This is a genomic window from Bacillus sp. ChL18 (assembly GCF_026241425.1).
Taxonomy (GTDB): domain Bacteria; phylum Bacillota; class Bacilli; order Bacillales; family Bacillaceae; genus Bacillus; species Bacillus velezensis.
The window spans coordinates 493,733-509,501 of record NZ_JAPHWE010000001.1; the positions used below are offsets into that span (position 1 = coordinate 493,733).

The following is a 15,769-nucleotide window of genomic DNA, read 5'->3' on the forward strand; positions in this document are numbered from 1 at the left end:
GAGAGTACAAACATGGGTATGAAAAAGAAATTAAGCTTGGGCGTTGCCTCAGCCGCACTCGGTTTAGCATTAGTAGGAGGAGGCACATGGGCCGCATTTAATGATGTGAAGTCGACAGACGCTACATTTGCGTCAGGAACACTTGATTTATCGGCTAAAGAACAATCAGCCAACGTCAATTTGTCAAACTTAAAACCAGGCGATAAATTGACGAAAGATTTCGAATTCAGAAACAACGGTTCACTTGCCATTAAAGAAGTGCTGATGGCTTTGAATTTTACTGACTTTAAAGGAGCAAAGAAAGGAAATGAATCTGCGGAGGATTTCCTCAGCCAGTTTGAAATTACGGTTCTGACAGTCGGTAAAGAAGGGGGCAACGGCTATCCTAAAAATATCATTTTGAAGGCGGCCAGCCTGAAAGACTTATACTTAATGTCAACAAAACAGGATAAAGCAGCTGCCGAAGCGATCAGCAAGCACATTGATCCGAAATTCCTGAGTGAGAGCGGAAAAGTCAATGTAGCAACCATTAACGGCAAAACAGCTCCTGAGTACGACGGAGTTCCGAAAACGCCTGCTGATTATGACCAGGTGAGAATGGAAATCCAATTTAAAAATGACACCGCAAAAACTGCGGACGGATTAAGTGTGCAAAACAAGTTCCAAGGCAATGCGATTTCTCTTCAATTCTCTTTTGAAGCAACGCAATGGAACGGCTTGACCATTACGAAAGATCATACGGATAAAGACGGTTACGTCAAGGAAAATGAAAAGGCTCACAGTGAGGATAAAAACTAATCCGAAAGTCGGACAGTTAAAAGAGGAGTTGTGCACATATGGCGGCACTACTCCTCTTTTTGCGCTTTTCTCCATTTTTGATAATCTAAAAATTCACGAAATTGTTTTTTTGATACCCCGGATGTCATTGCATCGCGAACTAATTTCTCCCATTCACTATCTAATTGACCATCGTATTCGGTTTCATGTTTTTCATCAAGTAAAGTATGAACCGAGACGTCCAGAACAGCGGAGACTTTTTCGAGAAATTGAATGGAGGGGTTCGTCTGTAAATTTCGTTCTATTGAGCTTAAATAAGACTTCGCTACCCCAGCTTTTTCAGCTAGTTCTGATAGTGAGTAGCCTTTTTCTTTTCGGTATTGTTTAATACGCTGGCCAATCAATGTCATCACCTTCCTTGTGATATTATAGCACATTCAGAAAGGATTTACGGTATGACTTCTGGCTGCCTGGATATGTTGAGAAGACTTTTTATTCGAAAGCAGGTATTTGCGTATTTCTTCCAGGCTGATATTTGCTTTTTGGGCTTCTAATATCAGCTCAACCCATTCCTTATCTAATTGCGAAAATTCCATTTTTGCATTTTTCATGCATTTTCTCCTCCTAAAATACTTGTTTATGTATTTCAGCCAATCCGCCCATGACCTTATCTTTACATGTCTGGAAGTGATTCATCGCATGCGAAACGCCAGAAATTTTTTCTATATACTTTTATTATAATATAGAATTTCCAGAAAAAACGGGAAAGGTGTCGAATGGATAACGCTTATCCAGAAAAATTACTTTGCAGGAAAAATAAACCGCCGTTTTCGATCTGAATGTGAATTTTCGGCTGATATAAGGCTTTCAGCGCTTGTTTTTCCAAATGGTATTCCTCAGGTTTTTCCTCTGTCTGCTCATAAAACTGATCGAGCAGCCTGAGGTCCTTTTTCCATCTGGCGATCGCGCTGTCAGCCCAGTCTGACGGCTCTTTGGCGGCAGCGTCTTTTAAGTAATGCTCCATCCTTTTAATTCCGCTTTCCGGCTTAATCATCGGCGATATGGTAAAGCAATAGTCTGATATTTGCGAGGTCAGCGGAAGCGGTGCAAGCTTCTGCTGAAACCCTTCTATAATGGTTCCAGAAACAAGATGCAGGCCTAAAGACAAAAGTCTGTCTTTTTTCATGTCGGATTGGTATGAAATCACTACATTTAATCCAAGCCAGGGCTGAAGCGGAACTCTGGCTCCGGCTGATACAATTTTCTCATATATTCTTGTAAATCTCCCATTTTGTTTAACTGCTTGAAAGATTTGAAAGAGGCGCGGGGCTCCAAAGTAAATAAATTCGCCGTCCATATCCTCCGGAGCCGTTTCTTTATCAGTGATGAACGTAATCTTCATCGGGTTCGGTTCGCCGCCCGTTTTTTCACGCCAATGCCAATAAAACGGGCGGTTCATAATTTGTTTGTCCATCTCGACCGTCAACTGAACCGTCATAAAACCCGGCCCGTGTTCTGTAATCGGACAGTGGTTCGCTTCAAAAAATCGCAGTAAAAATTCGTGAACCTCCTGCTGTCTCATGTCGCGCTTCCTCCTTTTAGATTAAGATCCTTTTTTTCTGGCGGACTTTTCCGTACCGTACGACAGAAAAGAGGTGAGATTGTCCATTTTGATTCTCATTTCTTCCTCTGTCAGCGAATGGCATAAAATATCATGCAAATGGTCTTCGAAATTGCTCACTTTGATTTTTGTTAAGATGTCATCTAATTCTCCGACGACATTTTCAAATAAATGAATTTTGTCATACAGAAGTTTTAAGATATGCTCTTCCACCGTATGTTTTGTCGCCATATTGTAGATATAGACATCTCTTTCCTGACCGAGTCTGTGAATCCTTCCGATTCTTTGTTCAAGCCGCATCGGGTTCCACGGGAGGTCATAATTGATAATATGGTTGCAGAATTGCAGGTTGATCCCTTCGCCTCCGGCTTCTGTAGCGATCAGCACCTGCACTTTGCCGCGGAAGAGGTCCTTCATCCAGTCTTTTTTTCCGCGTTTAAATCCGCCTCTGAACGGAACGGAGCTTATGCCGTTCTGCTGAAGGAACCATTGCAGGTAAATCTGTGTCGCCCTGTATTCAGTGAAAATAATGACTTTATCATTAATCTTTTGGATCAAGTCAACAACTTGAATCGCTTTTGAGTTTTGCGTGACTTGATTAATGCGGTCCATTAAATTAGCGATCGTCTGATCATCGAATGCGGGCGCTTGTTTGTCTTTTTGGTCAAGCATTTTTTTGAGCGTCATATACACGGCTTCCCTGCTTGAACAGCACTCTCTTTGCAGCGTCATAATGGAAAATGCGCTTGCGGGCTTTTCCGTGCCGTTTTTCAGTGCGACGATGTCATCGTAAAGCGCCTGTTCCGTCGGTGAAAAGGTGATCGGCACTGTTTCCACATGGCGCTTCGTCCATGTAAGGCCGGTGTCGCTCCGCGTGTTGCGGATCATTACCTTATTGACGAGCTCTTTCAAATGCTCATGAGCGTCAATCCCGTCCTTCCGATTGAAGGTTTCTTGAAATCCGCTTTCGTTTCCTAAATGGCCGGGCTTTAACAGTGACACTAAATTGAAGATTTCTTCGATCCGGTTTTGAATCGGCGTCGCCGTCAGAAGCAGGCAGTATTTCTTCACAAGACTTCTCGCAAATTCATAATTTTTCGTTTTGCTGTTTTTGAGTTTGTGCGCCTCGTCAATAATGACGAGATCATACGGAATAGAAAGCACAATGTCTTTGTGAGGCGAGCGTTTGGCCGTATCAATAGAAGAAACGACGATATCGCACTGTTCCCACACATAGCTTTTCTTCTGTTCAACAGCGGGTATTAAAAACTTCTCCTGAAGCTCTTTCACCCACTGGGAAACGAGTGATGCCGGCACAAGAATCAGGATTTTTTTGGCCAGCCCGCGAATCATATATTCTTTTAAAATCAGGCCTGCTTCCACCGTTTTTCCGAGCCCCACTTCATCAGCCAAAATTGCCTTGCCGTTCATTTTTTCAACGACTTTCTGCGCGACTTCAAGCTGATGGGGAAGCGGAGTGAAATCGGGAAGGTATAAAGGAGCCCTCAATCCTTCAAATTCAGGAATGGCAAGGGTCTGCTGGACTTCAGCCGACAGTTTGTACATCTCCCAATTTGACCAGGGACCGTCCGTTTTCAGCCGCTCAGAAAACTCTCCCGGCCAGTTTGCATCAAATATGATCTCTGCTGTCATATGTAACAAAACCGCCTTTCTTTTAAAAAACTGATTTATCATAATTTTTGTTGCCGGACGTAAGTGAGGGTGGTAGGATATAAGTAATGATTTCACTAAAAGATATTGCTTTAGTATGTCCATAAAATTGGTAAATATGAGCGGATGACAGCAAGGGGAGAGACTCGGACGAAAGATGGGCGTCCGGGCGCCGAAGGAGCAAACTGCGAGTGAATCTCTCAGGCAAAAGAACTCTTGCTCGACGCAACTCTGGAGAGTGTCTGCGTTTAGAAGAAGCAGGCCACCAAAGGGGACGTCTTTATGATATGTTCATAAAGTAAACTTTCAGGTGCCGGGACAGAGAAACCTTCATTTTCATGAGGTGTTTCTCTGTCCTTTTTTATATGTTTTTACAATGCGCCAATGACTGAAGGGGGAAGATGATGCTGAAACGAACACCGCTTTATGACGTGTATAAAGAATACGGCGGAAAAACGATTGATTTTGGAGGATGGGAGCTGCCGGTTCAATTTTCTTCTATTAAAGAGGAGCATGAAGCCGTCCGCACAAAAGCGGGCCTGTTTGATGTGTCCCATATGGGGGAAGTCGAAGTATCCGGTAAAGACGCCCTGTCTTTTCTGCAAAAAATGATGACAAATGACGTTGCCGATTTAAAGCCGGGAAACGCGCTCTATACCGCCATGTGTTATCCTGACGGCGGTACGGTCGATGACTTGCTGATCTATCAGAAAAGCGAGAGCTGCTATCTGCTCGTGATTAACGCGTCTAATATTGAAAAAGACATCGCTTGGCTGACGGAACATACGGAAGGCGATGTCACGCTGACGAATCAGTCTGACGGGATTTCACTGCTTGCTGTTCAGGGGCCGAATGCTCAGTCGGTTCTTACGAAGCTGACTGAATGTGATTTGTCCTCCTTAAAGCCGTTTACATTTATTGACGAGGCGGACGTTGCCGGACGTCAAGTCCTGCTTTCAAGAACAGGCTATACCGGTGAAGACGGATTTGAGTTATATTGCCGCAATGAAGATGCGGTTCATCTATTTAAGGAGATACTTGCAGCGGGAGAGCATGAAGGCCTCGTTCCGTGCGGCCTCGGCGCCCGTGATACGCTGAGATTTGAAGCGAAGCTTGCTTTATACGGTCAGGAATTGACGAAAGATATTACACCGATTGAAGCCGGAATCGGATTTGCCGTGAAACACAAGAAAGATTCCGATTTTTTCGGGAAATCAGTATTGCGCGAACAGAAAGAAAAAGGAGCCCCGCGAAAGCTGGTCGGACTTGAGATGATTGAAAAAGGGATTCCGAGACACGGATATGCCGTGAAAAAAGACGGTGTTCCGATCGGTGAAGTCACGACAGGCACGCAATCTCCGACTTTAAAGAAAAATATCGGCCTTGCCCTAATCAAAACGGAATTCAGTGAAGTCGGAACGGAAGTAGAAGTGGAAATCCGTAAAAAAACGGTAAAAGCGAAGATTGTCCGCACACCGTTTTATAAACGTCCAAAACAGAGCTGAAAAAGGAGAGTCATATGAAGCATCGATATTTGCCCGCGACAGAACAGGATAAAAAAGAAATGCTGAAAGCCATCGGCGCAGAAACAATTGATGAACTGTTTGCCGATATTCCGGAAAATGTACGGTTTCAAAAAGACTACCGCATTAAACAAGCAAAGTCAGAAACTGAGCTGACGAGAGAGCTGACGAAGCTTGCGGCGAAAAATAAAGACGCTGTTACATATGCATCTTTTCTGGGCGCAGGAGTGTACGATCACTACCAGCCGGTTATCGTCGATCATGTGATATCCCGATCAGAGTTTTACACGGCATATACGCCTTACCAGCCTGAAATCTCACAAGGAGAGCTGCAGGCGATTTTTGAATTTCAAACGATGATCTGTCAATTAACGGGAATGGATATCGCAAACTCCTCTATGTACGACGGGGGAACGGCGCTGGCGGAAGCGGCGATGCTTGCGTCGGGACATACGAAAAAGAAAAAAATCGTCATTTCCGCAGCCGTTCATCCGGAATCGCGGGATGTTTTGAAAACATACGCAAAGGGCCAATATATTGAGGTTGTAGAGGTGCCTGCGAAAAACGGCGTCACAGATCTTGAAGCATTGGAACATGCCGTTTGTGATGAAACGGCCGCCGTGATCGTCCAATATCCGAACTTCTTCGGACAAATCGAGCCGTTAAAGGACATTGAGCCGCTCGCACATAAAGGAAACAGCCAGCTGATTGTTTCTTCAAACCCGCTCGCGCTCGGTATTTTGAGACCGCCCGGGGCATACGGAGCTGATATCGTCGTCGGGGACGCGCAGCCTTTCGGCATACCTGCGGCGTTCGGCGGCCCGCACTGCGGCTATTTTGCAGTAACGAAAAAACTGATGAGAAAGGTGCCGGGCCGGCTTGTCGGCCAAACGGAGGATGAAAACGGGCGAAGAGGTTTTGTTCTCACTCTTCAGGCGCGCGAGCAGCATATCAGAAGAGACAAAGCCACGTCTAACATTTGTTCAAATCAGGCGCTGAATGCTTTAGCGGCTTCAGTCGCGATGACGGCGCTCGGAAAAAACGGCGTCAAAGACATGGCCCGCCAAAATATATTGAAAGCTGATTACGCGAGACGCCAAGCGGAAAAAGCCGGCTTACACGTAGCATTTGACGGCCCGATATTTAATGAATTTGCCGTCAGGCTGAATCTTCCCGTCAAGGAAGCAAACCGGCGGCTCCTGCAAGACGGCATCATCGGCGGATATGACTTAGGCCTTGCGTATCCGGAACTGAATCAGCACATGCTCATTGCCGTCACAGAGCTGAGAACGAAAGAAGAGATCGATTCGCTTATTGCGGGATTGGGGGATCAACATGAATAATCAAGATCAGGCGCTTATTTTTGAAATGTCCCGCGAAGGGCGTGTCGGTTACAGCCTTCCGGAGCTTGATGTGCCGGAAACAGAGCTTGAAAGCCTTCTTCCCGGTGACTATATCCGCGATGAAGACGCAAAGCTGCCGGAAGTATCAGAGCTTGATATTATGCGGCATTATACCGCTCTTTCTAAGAGGAACCACGGAGTTGATTCAGGCTTTTATCCGCTCGGCTCCTGTACGATGAAATACAATCCGAAATTAAATGAAAAAATTGCCCGGATCGCAGGTTTTTCCGCTATTCATCCGCTTCAGGACGAGGATACTGTTCAGGGGGCGCTTGAGCTTTTATACGATTTAAGCGGACACTTGGAGGAGATTACGGGCATGGACGAGGTGACGCTGCAGCCTGCGGCGGGCGCTCACGGCGAATGGACCGGCCTGATGATGATCCGCGCCTATCACGAAGCGCGGGGAGACTTCGGACGGACGAAGGTGATTGTCCCTGATTCAGCCCACGGTACGAATCCGGCATCCGCCACGGTCGCCGGTTTTGAAACGATTACCGTTAAGTCAAATGAGCACGGGCTGGTTGACATTGAAGATTTGAAAAGAGCGGTAAATGAAGAAACAGCGGCGCTGATGCTGACGAATCCGAACACCCTCGGGTTATTTGAGGAAAACATTACGGAAATGGCTGAAATCGTCCATCAGGCCGGCGGAAAGCTTTATTATGACGGAGCGAATCTAAATGCCGTTTTAAGTAAAGCAAGACCGGGAGATATGGGATTTGACGTCGTTCACCTTAATCTGCATAAAACATTTACCGGGCCGCACGGCGGGGGAGGACCTGGCTCAGGGCCGGTCGGAGTGAAAAAAGAATTCATTCCGTATCTGCCGAAACCCGTTCTCACGAAAAAAGAGGGCCGTTTGACTTTTGACTATGACCGGCCGCAGTCGATCGGGCGCGTAAAACCTTATTACGGCAACTTCGGCATTAATGTCAGAGCCTACACGTATATCCGTTCCATGGGGCCTGACGGCTTAAAAGCCGTGACCGAACACGCGGTTTTAAATGCAAATTATATGATGAGAAGACTCGCGCCTTATTATGATCTCCCGTATGACCGTCATTGCAAGCATGAATTTGTGTTATCGGGAAGAAGGCAGAAAAAGCTCGGCGTACGAACGCTTGATATTGCCAAACGGCTTTTAGACTTCGGCTATCATCCGCCGACTGTGTATTTTCCTCTCAATGTTGAAGAAAGCATCATGATCGAACCGACGGAAACGGAATCGAAGGAAACGCTTGATACGTTTATAGATGCCATGATTCAAATTGCGCGGGAAGCGGAGGAATCGCCTGAAATCGTTCAGGAGGCGCCGCATACAACAGTTGTCAAAAGAATGGATGAAACCAAGGCGGCAAGAAAGCCGGTTTTAAAGTACGAACATACACCTGACATCAGCCGCTGACACGGTGTAAAAAAAGAGCTTCCGTATAAAACGGACAGCTCTTTTTTATGATTAGTTTTTTGCTTTAATTTTTCCGCCCCATTTTTTAAATCCGCCTTTCAGGTTGTAAATGTCTTTACAGCCGTGTTTGCGGAGCGTCTGTGCCGCGCGTCCGCTGCGGACATTGTTTTGGCAGTACAGATAAACGGGTTTATCAGGACGGATTTCACTTTTGCGCTGTTTCAGCTGTGACAGCGGAATGTTGCGCGCGCCGAGAATATGGCCGCCTTCAAATTCATTCGGTTCACGGACGTCAATCAGCTGCGCTTTTCTGTAGCCCGCGCGGAATTCCTCTTCCGTAAGTGTTTTCATTAAACGCTGCTGGTAAAAATACGACACGATCATATAAACGATAAACGCCGCAACAATAATTAAAGCAATCATATTAGACAATGCGATTCTACTCCTTTAGCTTATAAAATAAAACCCTGCTTCCTGAAAACAAGGCTTACCGGACGTTTTGGGACAAATACTATTATAGTAAAGCATGAAGCGATTGTCATCCTTAATGAAACGAAATATTTTTCATTTTCAAGGCAGTTTGTTAAACTGATTTTATTAAAACGATAAAGAAGGGTTCAGTGTATGGAAAAAGAAACATGGCGGTTTATTGACTCAGGGAATGAAAGCCCGGCATTTAACATGGCGCTGGATGAAGCGCTTTTATATTGGCACAGCCAAAAAAAAATTCCTCCGGTGATCCGTTTTTACGGCTGGAATCCGGCAACTTTGTCTGTGGGGTATTTTCAAAATATTAAGAAGGAAATTAACTTTGACGCAGTACATAAACACGGCCTCGGGTTTGTCAGAAGACCGACAGGCGGACGGGGTGTTCTGCATGATAAAGAATTGACATACAGCGTAATCGTTTCAGAGGATCACCCGGAAATGCCGGCCACGGTGACAGAGGCGTACCGGGTGATTTCAGAAGGTATTCTGCAGGGATTCAGAAACCTTGGACTTGATGCCTGCTTTGCGATTCCGCGAACGGAGAAAGAAAAAGAAAGCTTGAAAAATCCGCGCTCGTCCGTCTGCTTTGATGCGCCTTCGTGGTATGAACTGGTCGTCGAAGGACGGAAAGTTGCCGGAAGCGCACAGACACGCCAAAAAGGCGTCATTCTTCAGCACGGTTCCATCCTGCTTGACATTGATGAGGATAAGCTGTTTGATCTGTTTTTATATCCGAGCGACAGAGTCCGTGAGCGCATGCAGCGGAATTTCAAAAACAAAGCGGTAGCCATTAACGCCTTAGCGCCGAAACGGGTAACGATGGATGAGGCCAGAATCGCTTTTAAAGCCGGTTTTGAGGAAGGGCTGAACATTCATCTTGAGCCTTACACACTCACGTCTGAAGAGCTTGCATTTGTCAATGAGCTGGCTGAGACGAAATACGCGTCTGATGAATGGAATTATAAGCGCTGATAAGGCTTGACAGACCGGAAGCATCCTTGTTTTTTCATGACCGTTAGTGTAAACTTGTAATGGTTTATAAAGTTAAGGTGCTTTTTGGGAGGGTTACTTATGACAACACCAAGTATGGAAGATTATATTGAACAGATTTATATGCTGATAGAAGAAAAAGGATATGCACGGGTTTCTGATATCGCGGAAGCTTTGGCAGTCCACCCCTCCTCTGTAACGAAAATGGTTCAAAAACTAGATAAAGACGAGTATTTGATTTATGAAAAATATCGCGGGCTCGTATTGACGTCAAAAGGCAAAAAGATCGGCAAACGGCTCGTATACAGACACGAATTGCTTGAGCAGTTTTTAAGAATCATTGGTGTTGATGAAGAGAAGATTTACAATGATGTTGAAGGAATCGAACATCATCTGAGCTGGAACAGCATTGACCGCATCGGCGACCTCGTTCAGTATTTCGAAGATGACGAAAGCCGGAAAAAAGAATTGAAATCCGTACAGAAAAAAACCGAAAATCCCGGTGAATAAAGGGCAGCCCGAAATGGGGCGCCCTTTTTTTAATGTCTTCATTCTTTGGTCTATTTCGCCCAGCCGTTTCTTAAAATAATAATACACCTTGAGATGGAAGGGAGAGGGCGCGCTATGCAGATTGACGGCGTATTTTCGGGCGGGGGGATAAAAGGGGTGGCGCTTGCCGGCGCTTATGAAGCGCTGGAAGAAAAGGGCTTTCGCTTTGAAAGGCTCGCCGGAACAAGCGCCGGCGCAATTATTGCCGCATTTATCGCTGCGGGCTATACGAGCAGAGAGGTTCATTCCATCATAGATGAGGTGGACGGAAGGCAATTGCTTGATCAGAGATACTCATTCCTCCCGCTGAAAATCCTGCGGTGGGTGTCGATATATTGGCGCCTCGGACTATACAGAGGCGATATGCTGGAAAAATGGATTGCGGATAAATTAAAAGCGAAGGGCATCATCGCGTTTGGCGATTTGAAAAAAGGCTCGCTCCGTCTCATCGCTTCAGATCTGACGAACGGAACGATGATCGTGCTTCCTGACGATCTTCCCCGATACGGATTAAATCCGGAGATGTTCCCGGTTGCCAGAGCCGTCAGAATGAGCTGCAGCATTCCTTATTTTTTTGAACCGATAAAACTGAAGACCGAAAAAGGCACCTCGACGGTCGTTGACGGCGGCGTGTTAAGCAATTTCCCGATTTGGCTGTATTCAAAAGAACGCAAACGGCCGGTCATCGGAATTTCACTTTCGCCCAACGAAAAAGAGCGCCCGAAAAAATCAATCCGCAACGCTTTTGAGCTGTTCGGGGCTTTGTTTGAAACGATGAAAGACGCTCATGATGCCAGGCATATCGCGACAAAGTACGAACAGAATATTATTTTTATTCCGGTGGAACATGTGATGGCGACGGAGTTTCATCTCACACCGCAAAAAAAACTAGCTCTCATTGAGCTAGGAAAAAGCAGAACAGAGCAATTTTTGAAGCAATGGAGCTATTAAAAAAGCGCTCTGTTTTTCTTTTTATTCTTTTTACCTTCTATGACGGTAAGCTGGGTCTGGCTTTTTTTCTTAAGAATCATCGGCTTCGGTCTGCTGCTGCTCGGCACGCTCCGCAAATGGCTGACCCGGCCTCTGTGTCCGGCGCGGTGCTTCGCTTTTTGCTCCTTCATTCGGAGCCGCGATTGTCTGGCCGCTTTTCTGAAAGCGGTTCCGTCACGGCCGGTGCGGCGGTTCAGGACCGTCCTCACGATAAAATAAATAATGATGCCTGCGATAATAACGGTGATCGCTCTTGAAATCATCTGCCCGGGGTTGGTTACCGCCGCATAAATGAAACCGAATGCGCCAAGCGCTATCAATACAGCAAAAAAAGGTTGTACACGATGATTCATAACTGCCCACCTCCAAAATAATAACGGTAACGGTTCAGATTACGTTGTGAGACGGCTTTTCGCTCTGTTCTGAAATGTCTTCCAGTCTGAGAAGCTCGTTAAAGCTTTCTATGGCAACCTCGACCTGGTCATCCGCCGGTTCCTTTGTCGTTAAAAGCTGCAGCCACAGGCCGGGATAACCGAGCACTTTCAAAACGGGGATATTCCGCACTCTGTTCGTCAGCTGGAGCACTTCAAAGGAGATGCCGAGAACGACCGGTATAAGCGCAATCCTGTCTAAAATCCGCACCCAAAGCGGATCTGTCGGAACGAGTAAATAGATGAACATGCCGACAATGATCGTAAATAAAATAAAGCTTGAACCGCAACGGTAATGAAGCCGTGACTGTTTCTGAACATTTTCTATTGTAATTGGCAAATTCTGTTCATAACAGTTTATGACCTTATGTTCGGCTCCATGATATTGAAACACTCTTTTAATTAACGGCGTCATTGATAAAAAATAAATGTAGCCGAGAAGCAGAATCAGCTTAAACAGACTTTCGATTCCGATCTGCGCGGCGTCTGAGGAAAATACGGGCCTTACAAGCTCCGCTAAGAAGACCGGGACGAGCGTAAAAACGAATTTGCTGAACAAAAACGACAGAACGCCGATCACCGCCAGGCTGAAAAACATCGATAAGCCCGAACCCTTCTTATCTTCCTGCTCCAGTTTGGCGTCATCTTGAGGATCAAGCCCGTAACGTTCGCTGGAAAAGTTTAAATGCTTTGTGCCGTTGGCGCTCGCCTCAATGATGGCGACGATTCCCCGCAAAAAAGGAATCTTTTTTAAAGCCGAAAGCTTGGCGTTCGGCACTCTCGGAAGCTTGAAAAAATCAATGCTTCCGTCATTCCTGCGGATGGCGGTAACATAATTTTTTCTGCCGCCGAACATGACTCCTTCAACGACAGCCTGCCCGCCGTATGCAGGGGGCGTTTTTTGTTTGGACATTGTTTATCAACCTGCCTGTTTTCTTAGGATTTACTAACCATTTCCTTTCACTCTATTGTACAGGAAACCTCGGTAAACCTCTAGTTAGACAGCCGGAAAATCAATGCTTTTTCTACATGCAGTATACCCTGTTTTTTTAGAATTTACTCATTGAATGAAAATATGGCGCAGCTTTTTATGACTTTTCAATTTTGGGGCAGTCTATGACTGGAGGTGCCATGATGACAAGCGAAAAACATTCAGAACAGGAAGAAAAAAAGAAGCAGGATGATGATCAGCAGCCTGTTTCATTTACCGGCAGAATTTGCGGTATCGGATTTGCCGGCGGTGTATTTTGGAGTTTGATCGGCTATCTCGGGTATGTCTTTCATTTTTCAGAGATCAGCCCCAACATGATTCTTCAGCCGTTTATGATCGGAGAATGGAAAAAACAATGGCTCGGCACGATGGTCAGCATCGTTATCATCGGATTAATTTCAATTGCCGGGGCGTTTATTTATTTCGTCTGCCTGAAGCGTTTTAAAACGATGTGGCCGGGGATGGTGTACGGCGTCATTTTATGGTGTGCGGTTTTTTTCTTATTCAATCCGATTTTTGAAGATGTGAAATCCGTCACTGAATTGAAATCAGATACAATCGTGACGACGCTTTGCCTTTACATTCTGTACGGTTTGTTTGTCGGCTACTCAATTTCCTTCAACTACAATGAACTTACGTCAGACAAGCTTGCAAGGGCGCTCGGCAACAAGTGAATAAGTGTATAATCCCTGTCCGGTATGGTAAAATGTTCACGAGAAGTGAACATTTTTTATGCTGAAAACCGGGCGGGGATGCTCCCGCGTTGTCAGGCGGCAGTCAAGAATCGGCGAGGAGGAGAAAGGGAATGAAACTTGAGAAATTGCGAAATCTTTTCGGTCAGCTGGATATAGACGGAATGTTGGTGACAAGCTCCGCCAATCTGCAGTATATGACGGGATTTACGGGTTCGTCAGGCCTTGCGGTCATATCGAAAGAACGTGCGGCATTTATCACGGATTTCCGTTACACCGAGCAGGCGAAGACGCAAGTGAAGGGTTTTGACATTATCGAGCACGGCGGAAGCTTAATCCAAACGGCTGCGGATACGATTCTTGAGTACGGCATTAAAAAACTCGGCTTCGAGCAAAACAGCATGACGTACGGAACATATGCATCCTACCAAGCTGTGCTGCAGGAAGCGGAGATGGTTCCCGTCGCGGATTCCGTTGAAAAGTTGCGCTTGATTAAGTCAAGTGAAGAGATTAAGATATTAGAGGAAGCTGCGAAGATTGCGGATGATGCGTTTGAACATATTCTGACGTTTATCAAACCGGGCATCTCAGAGATTTCAGTTGCAAACGAGCTTGAATTTTATATGAGACGTCAAGGAGCAGACGGCTCTTCCTTTGATATGATCGTCGCCTCGGGAGTCAGATCCAGCCTTCCCCACGGAGTGGCAAGCGGCAAATTGATTGAAAAGGGAGACTTGGTCACGCTCGATTTCGGCGCTTATTATAAAGGCTATTGTTCTGATATCACACGCACCGTCGCGGTCGGAGAGCCAAGTGATAAACTGAAAGAGATTTATCAGGTCGTATACGATGCCCAAGCGCTTGGTGTCTTGCATATTAAACCCGGCATGACGGGAAAAGAAGCGGACGCCCTGACGAGGGATCACATCACCGCAAAAGGCTACGGACAGTATTTCGGCCATTCGACAGGACACGGGTTCGGAATGGAAGTCCATGAATCACCGGGGCTGTCTTTCAGGTCATCGGCCGTTCTTGAGCCGGGCATGGCGGTAACGGTCGAGCCGGGCATATACATACCGGATGTTGGGGGCGCAAGAATCGAAGATGATATCATCATCACTGAGGACGGCAACCGGACAATTACGCATTCCCCTAAAGAATTAATTATTTTGTGATCGGAATATAGGAGGACATCAAACATGATTTCAGTTAACGATTTTCGTACAGGACTAACGATTGAAGTAGACGGCGGCATTTGGCGCGTCGTTGACTTCCAGCACGTAAAGCCGGGAAAAGGAGCGGCATTTGTCCGTTCTAAATTGCGTAACCTGCGCACGGGCGCTATTCAGGAGAAAACATTCCGTGCAGGTGAAAAAGTCGCGAAAGCGCAAATCGAAACAAAAACGATGCAGTATCTTTATGCCAACGGCGATCAGCACGTGTTCATGGATACAAGCTCATATGAACAGCTTGAATTGAACGAAAACCAAATCGAAGAAGAATTAAAATATCTTCTGGAAAATATGTCTGTGCACATCATGATGTATCAGTCTGAAACGCTCGGTATTGAACTGCCTAACACAGTTGAACTGAAAGTTGTTGAAACTGAGCCGGGAATTAAAGGCGACACGGCGTCAGGCGGCACAAAACCTGCCAAAACGGAAACAGGTCTTGTCGTAAACGTTCCGTTTTTCGTGAACGAAGGCGATACGCTAGTTGTAAATACATCAGACGGTTCTTACGTCTCAAGAGCGTAGTTATAGAAATACGGAGTCTGCTCCTTTTAGGGGGCAGGCTTTTTTTGCGTTCTGCATCAGAATCTTTCTTCTATATGAAAATAGTGAGACTACTTCCGTCAGCTAGAGCATATAGTGTAACAAAATGCTTGAAGTTGGGGGATTGCAATGAAATTTTTGTTTGGTTCAATCAATTCTACTGTTTTAACGATGGCCGGTTTACGAGTTTTGTCCTCGCTCATTGAATTATCGGCAGCTATTATCATGCTTTTGACAAACGACATCAGAAAAGCGGTTGTGGTGAATAGTATTTTGGCAATCGTCGGCCCTCTGATCTTTATCATTACGATGACGATCGGCATTTATCAGATTGCCGGACAGCTCTCATATGCAAAATTAATATTGATTTTTGCGGGAGTGGTGCTGATTTTGGCCGGTGTGCATAAATAGAGGGCCGGGGTGTCATAAAGTCTGTCCCGGATCATACATTTTAAAGAA

The 15,769-nt window shown here is 45.8% G+C and carries 18 protein-coding genes and 1 riboswitch; of the genes, 11 read left to right on the forward strand and 7 right to left on the reverse strand.

Translation table 11 applies throughout. From position 1 onward, the window contains the following. Positions 1-12 precede the first annotated feature (12 nt). Positions 13-798, forward strand: coding sequence for a biofilm matrix protein TasA (gene tasA / locus OQ477_RS02735; protein ID WP_007408329.1), 786 nt, complete (start codon positions 13-15; stop codon positions 796-798). 47 nt (positions 799-845) lie between these two features. Here tasA and sinR read toward each other — a convergent pair whose 3' ends face one another. From sinR to OQ477_RS02755, 4 genes are all read right to left on the reverse strand, one after another. Next, a complete protein-coding gene (gene sinR, locus OQ477_RS02740; RefSeq protein ID WP_003153104.1) occupies positions 846-1,181 on the reverse strand; it encodes a transcriptional regulator SinR in 336 nt (111 codons plus the stop codon). Between the two features lie 33 nt (positions 1,182-1,214). After that, entirely contained in the window at positions 1,215-1,388 is a 174-nt protein-coding gene (sinI, locus tag OQ477_RS02745) for an anti-repressor SinI (RefSeq protein WP_007612543.1), read from the reverse strand. 176 nt (positions 1,389-1,564) lie between these two features. After that, positions 1,565-2,359: a YqhG family protein gene (locus OQ477_RS02750; protein WP_014418368.1), complete on the reverse strand. Its 795-nt coding sequence runs from the start codon at positions 2,357-2,359 to the stop codon at positions 1,565-1,567. Between the two features lie 21 nt (positions 2,360-2,380). After that, positions 2,381-4,051 carry a DEAD/DEAH box helicase gene (locus OQ477_RS02755; RefSeq protein ID WP_265971289.1) on the reverse strand — a complete coding sequence of 557 codons (1,671 nt, stop codon included), beginning with the start codon at positions 4,049-4,051 and terminating at the stop codon, positions 2,381-2,383. A 144-nt stretch (positions 4,052-4,195) separates the two neighbouring features. Further along, positions 4,196-4,295, forward strand: a riboswitch (glycine riboswitch). 178 nt (positions 4,296-4,473) lie between these two features. On the opposite strand from OQ477_RS02755, the gene gcvT reads away from it, so the two are divergent. The 3 genes from gcvT to gcvPB are packed head-to-tail and all read left to right on the forward strand — an operon-like array spanning position 4,474 to position 8,403. Next, positions 4,474-5,574 (forward strand): glycine cleavage system aminomethyltransferase GcvT, encoded by a 1,101-nt coding sequence (gcvT, locus tag OQ477_RS02760; RefSeq protein ID WP_032874033.1) that lies wholly within the window; start codon positions 4,474-4,476, stop codon positions 5,572-5,574. A 14-nt stretch (positions 5,575-5,588) separates the two neighbouring features. Further along, positions 5,589-6,935 (forward strand): aminomethyl-transferring glycine dehydrogenase subunit GcvPA, encoded by a 1,347-nt coding sequence (gene gcvPA / locus OQ477_RS02765; protein ID WP_265971291.1) that lies wholly within the window; start codon positions 5,589-5,591, stop codon positions 6,933-6,935. Further along, positions 6,928-8,403, forward strand: a complete 1,476-nt coding sequence (gcvPB, locus tag OQ477_RS02770; protein ID WP_265971293.1) for an aminomethyl-transferring glycine dehydrogenase subunit GcvPB — start codon at positions 6,928-6,930, stop codon at positions 8,401-8,403. Before gcvPA ends, gcvPB begins: the two co-directional genes overlap by 8 nt. A 51-nt stretch (positions 8,404-8,454) precedes the next feature. Here gcvPB and OQ477_RS02775 read toward each other — a convergent pair whose 3' ends face one another. Continuing rightward, complete coding sequence (locus OQ477_RS02775) at positions 8,455-8,835, reverse strand: rhodanese-like domain-containing protein (protein WP_007408335.1); 381 nt, start codon at positions 8,833-8,835, stop codon at positions 8,455-8,457. A gap of 192 nt (positions 8,836-9,027) precedes the next feature. On the opposite strand from OQ477_RS02775, the gene OQ477_RS02780 reads away from it, so the two are divergent. The 3 genes from OQ477_RS02780 (at position 9,028) to OQ477_RS02790 (ending at position 11,382) form a co-directional block, all read left to right on the forward strand. Continuing rightward, complete coding sequence (locus tag OQ477_RS02780; protein WP_003153114.1) at positions 9,028-9,864, forward strand: lipoate--protein ligase family protein; 837 nt, start codon at positions 9,028-9,030, stop codon at positions 9,862-9,864. Positions 9,865-9,963: 99 nt separating this feature from the next. Next, positions 9,964-10,392, forward strand: a complete 429-nt coding sequence (mntR, locus tag OQ477_RS02785; RefSeq protein ID WP_007408338.1) for a transcriptional regulator MntR — start codon at positions 9,964-9,966, stop codon at positions 10,390-10,392. Between the two features lie 114 nt (positions 10,393-10,506). Next, positions 10,507-11,382 (forward strand): patatin-like phospholipase family protein, encoded by an 876-nt coding sequence (locus OQ477_RS02790; RefSeq protein ID WP_012117971.1) that lies wholly within the window; start codon positions 10,507-10,509, stop codon positions 11,380-11,382. Here OQ477_RS02790 and OQ477_RS02795 read toward each other — a convergent pair. Then, the gene (locus tag OQ477_RS02795; protein ID WP_007408340.1) at positions 11,379-11,774 is read right to left on the reverse strand and encodes an SA1362 family protein; all 396 of its coding nucleotides are present in this window, start codon (positions 11,772-11,774) and stop codon (positions 11,379-11,381) included. The genes OQ477_RS02790 and OQ477_RS02795 overlap by 4 nt on opposite strands. Before the next feature lie 34 nt (positions 11,775-11,808). Then, entirely contained in the window at positions 11,809-12,765 is a 957-nt protein-coding gene (locus tag OQ477_RS02800) for a DUF1385 domain-containing protein (protein ID WP_007408341.1), read from the reverse strand. A 221-nt stretch (positions 12,766-12,986) separates the two neighbouring features. Between OQ477_RS02800 and OQ477_RS02805 the strand changes: the two genes are divergently transcribed. From OQ477_RS02805 to OQ477_RS02820, 4 genes are all read left to right on the forward strand, one after another. Continuing rightward, positions 12,987-13,517 carry a YqhR family membrane protein gene (locus OQ477_RS02805; RefSeq protein WP_044802567.1) on the forward strand — a complete coding sequence of 177 codons (531 nt, stop codon included), beginning with the start codon at positions 12,987-12,989 and terminating at the stop codon, positions 13,515-13,517. A 131-nt stretch (positions 13,518-13,648) separates the two neighbouring features. Further along, entirely contained in the window at positions 13,649-14,710 is a 1,062-nt protein-coding gene (locus tag OQ477_RS02810; protein WP_007612522.1) for a M24 family metallopeptidase, read from the forward strand. 24 nt (positions 14,711-14,734) lie between these two features. After that, complete coding sequence (gene efp, locus OQ477_RS02815; RefSeq protein ID WP_003153123.1) at positions 14,735-15,292, forward strand: elongation factor P; 558 nt, start codon at positions 14,735-14,737, stop codon at positions 15,290-15,292. A 147-nt stretch (positions 15,293-15,439) separates the two neighbouring features. Beyond that, a complete protein-coding gene (locus tag OQ477_RS02820; protein WP_003153124.1) occupies positions 15,440-15,721 on the forward strand; it encodes a YqhV family protein in 282 nt (93 codons plus the stop codon). Positions 15,722-15,769: the final 48 nt, after the last annotated feature.

Coding starts and splice junctions, on each gene's coding strand:
- gcvT (WP_032874033.1), top strand. CDS start 4,474: ATGCTGAAACGAACACCGCTTTATGACGTGTATAAAGAATACGGCGGA.
- OQ477_RS02800 (WP_007408341.1), bottom strand. CDS start 12,765: ATGTCCAAACAAAAAACGCCCCCTGCATACGGCGGGCAGGCTGTCGTT.
- OQ477_RS02795 (WP_007408340.1), bottom strand. CDS start 11,774: ATGAATCATCGTGTACAACCTTTTTTTGCTGTATTGATAGCGCTTGGC.
- gcvPB (WP_265971293.1), top strand. CDS start 6,928: ATGAATAATCAAGATCAGGCGCTTATTTTTGAAATGTCCCGCGAAGGG.
- OQ477_RS02750 (WP_014418368.1), bottom strand. CDS start 2,359: ATGAGACAGCAGGAGGTTCACGAATTTTTACTGCGATTTTTTGAAGCG.
- OQ477_RS02755 (WP_265971289.1), bottom strand. CDS start 4,051: ATGACAGCAGAGATCATATTTGATGCAAACTGGCCGGGAGAGTTTTCT.
- OQ477_RS02810 (WP_007612522.1), top strand. CDS start 13,649: ATGAAACTTGAGAAATTGCGAAATCTTTTCGGTCAGCTGGATATAGAC.
- OQ477_RS02790 (WP_012117971.1), top strand. CDS start 10,507: ATGCAGATTGACGGCGTATTTTCGGGCGGGGGGATAAAAGGGGTGGCG.
- OQ477_RS02780 (WP_003153114.1), top strand. CDS start 9,028: ATGGAAAAAGAAACATGGCGGTTTATTGACTCAGGGAATGAAAGCCCG.
- OQ477_RS02805 (WP_044802567.1), top strand. CDS start 12,987: ATGACAAGCGAAAAACATTCAGAACAGGAAGAAAAAAAGAAGCAGGAT.
- gcvPA (WP_265971291.1), top strand. CDS start 5,589: ATGAAGCATCGATATTTGCCCGCGACAGAACAGGATAAAAAAGAAATG.
- OQ477_RS02820 (WP_003153124.1), top strand. CDS start 15,440: ATGAAATTTTTGTTTGGTTCAATCAATTCTACTGTTTTAACGATGGCC.
- sinI (WP_007612543.1), bottom strand. CDS start 1,388: ATGAAAAATGCAAAAATGGAATTTTCGCAATTAGATAAGGAATGGGTT.
- tasA (WP_007408329.1), top strand. CDS start 13: ATGGGTATGAAAAAGAAATTAAGCTTGGGCGTTGCCTCAGCCGCACTC.
- efp (WP_003153123.1), top strand. CDS start 14,735: ATGATTTCAGTTAACGATTTTCGTACAGGACTAACGATTGAAGTAGAC.
- mntR (WP_007408338.1), top strand. CDS start 9,964: ATGACAACACCAAGTATGGAAGATTATATTGAACAGATTTATATGCTG.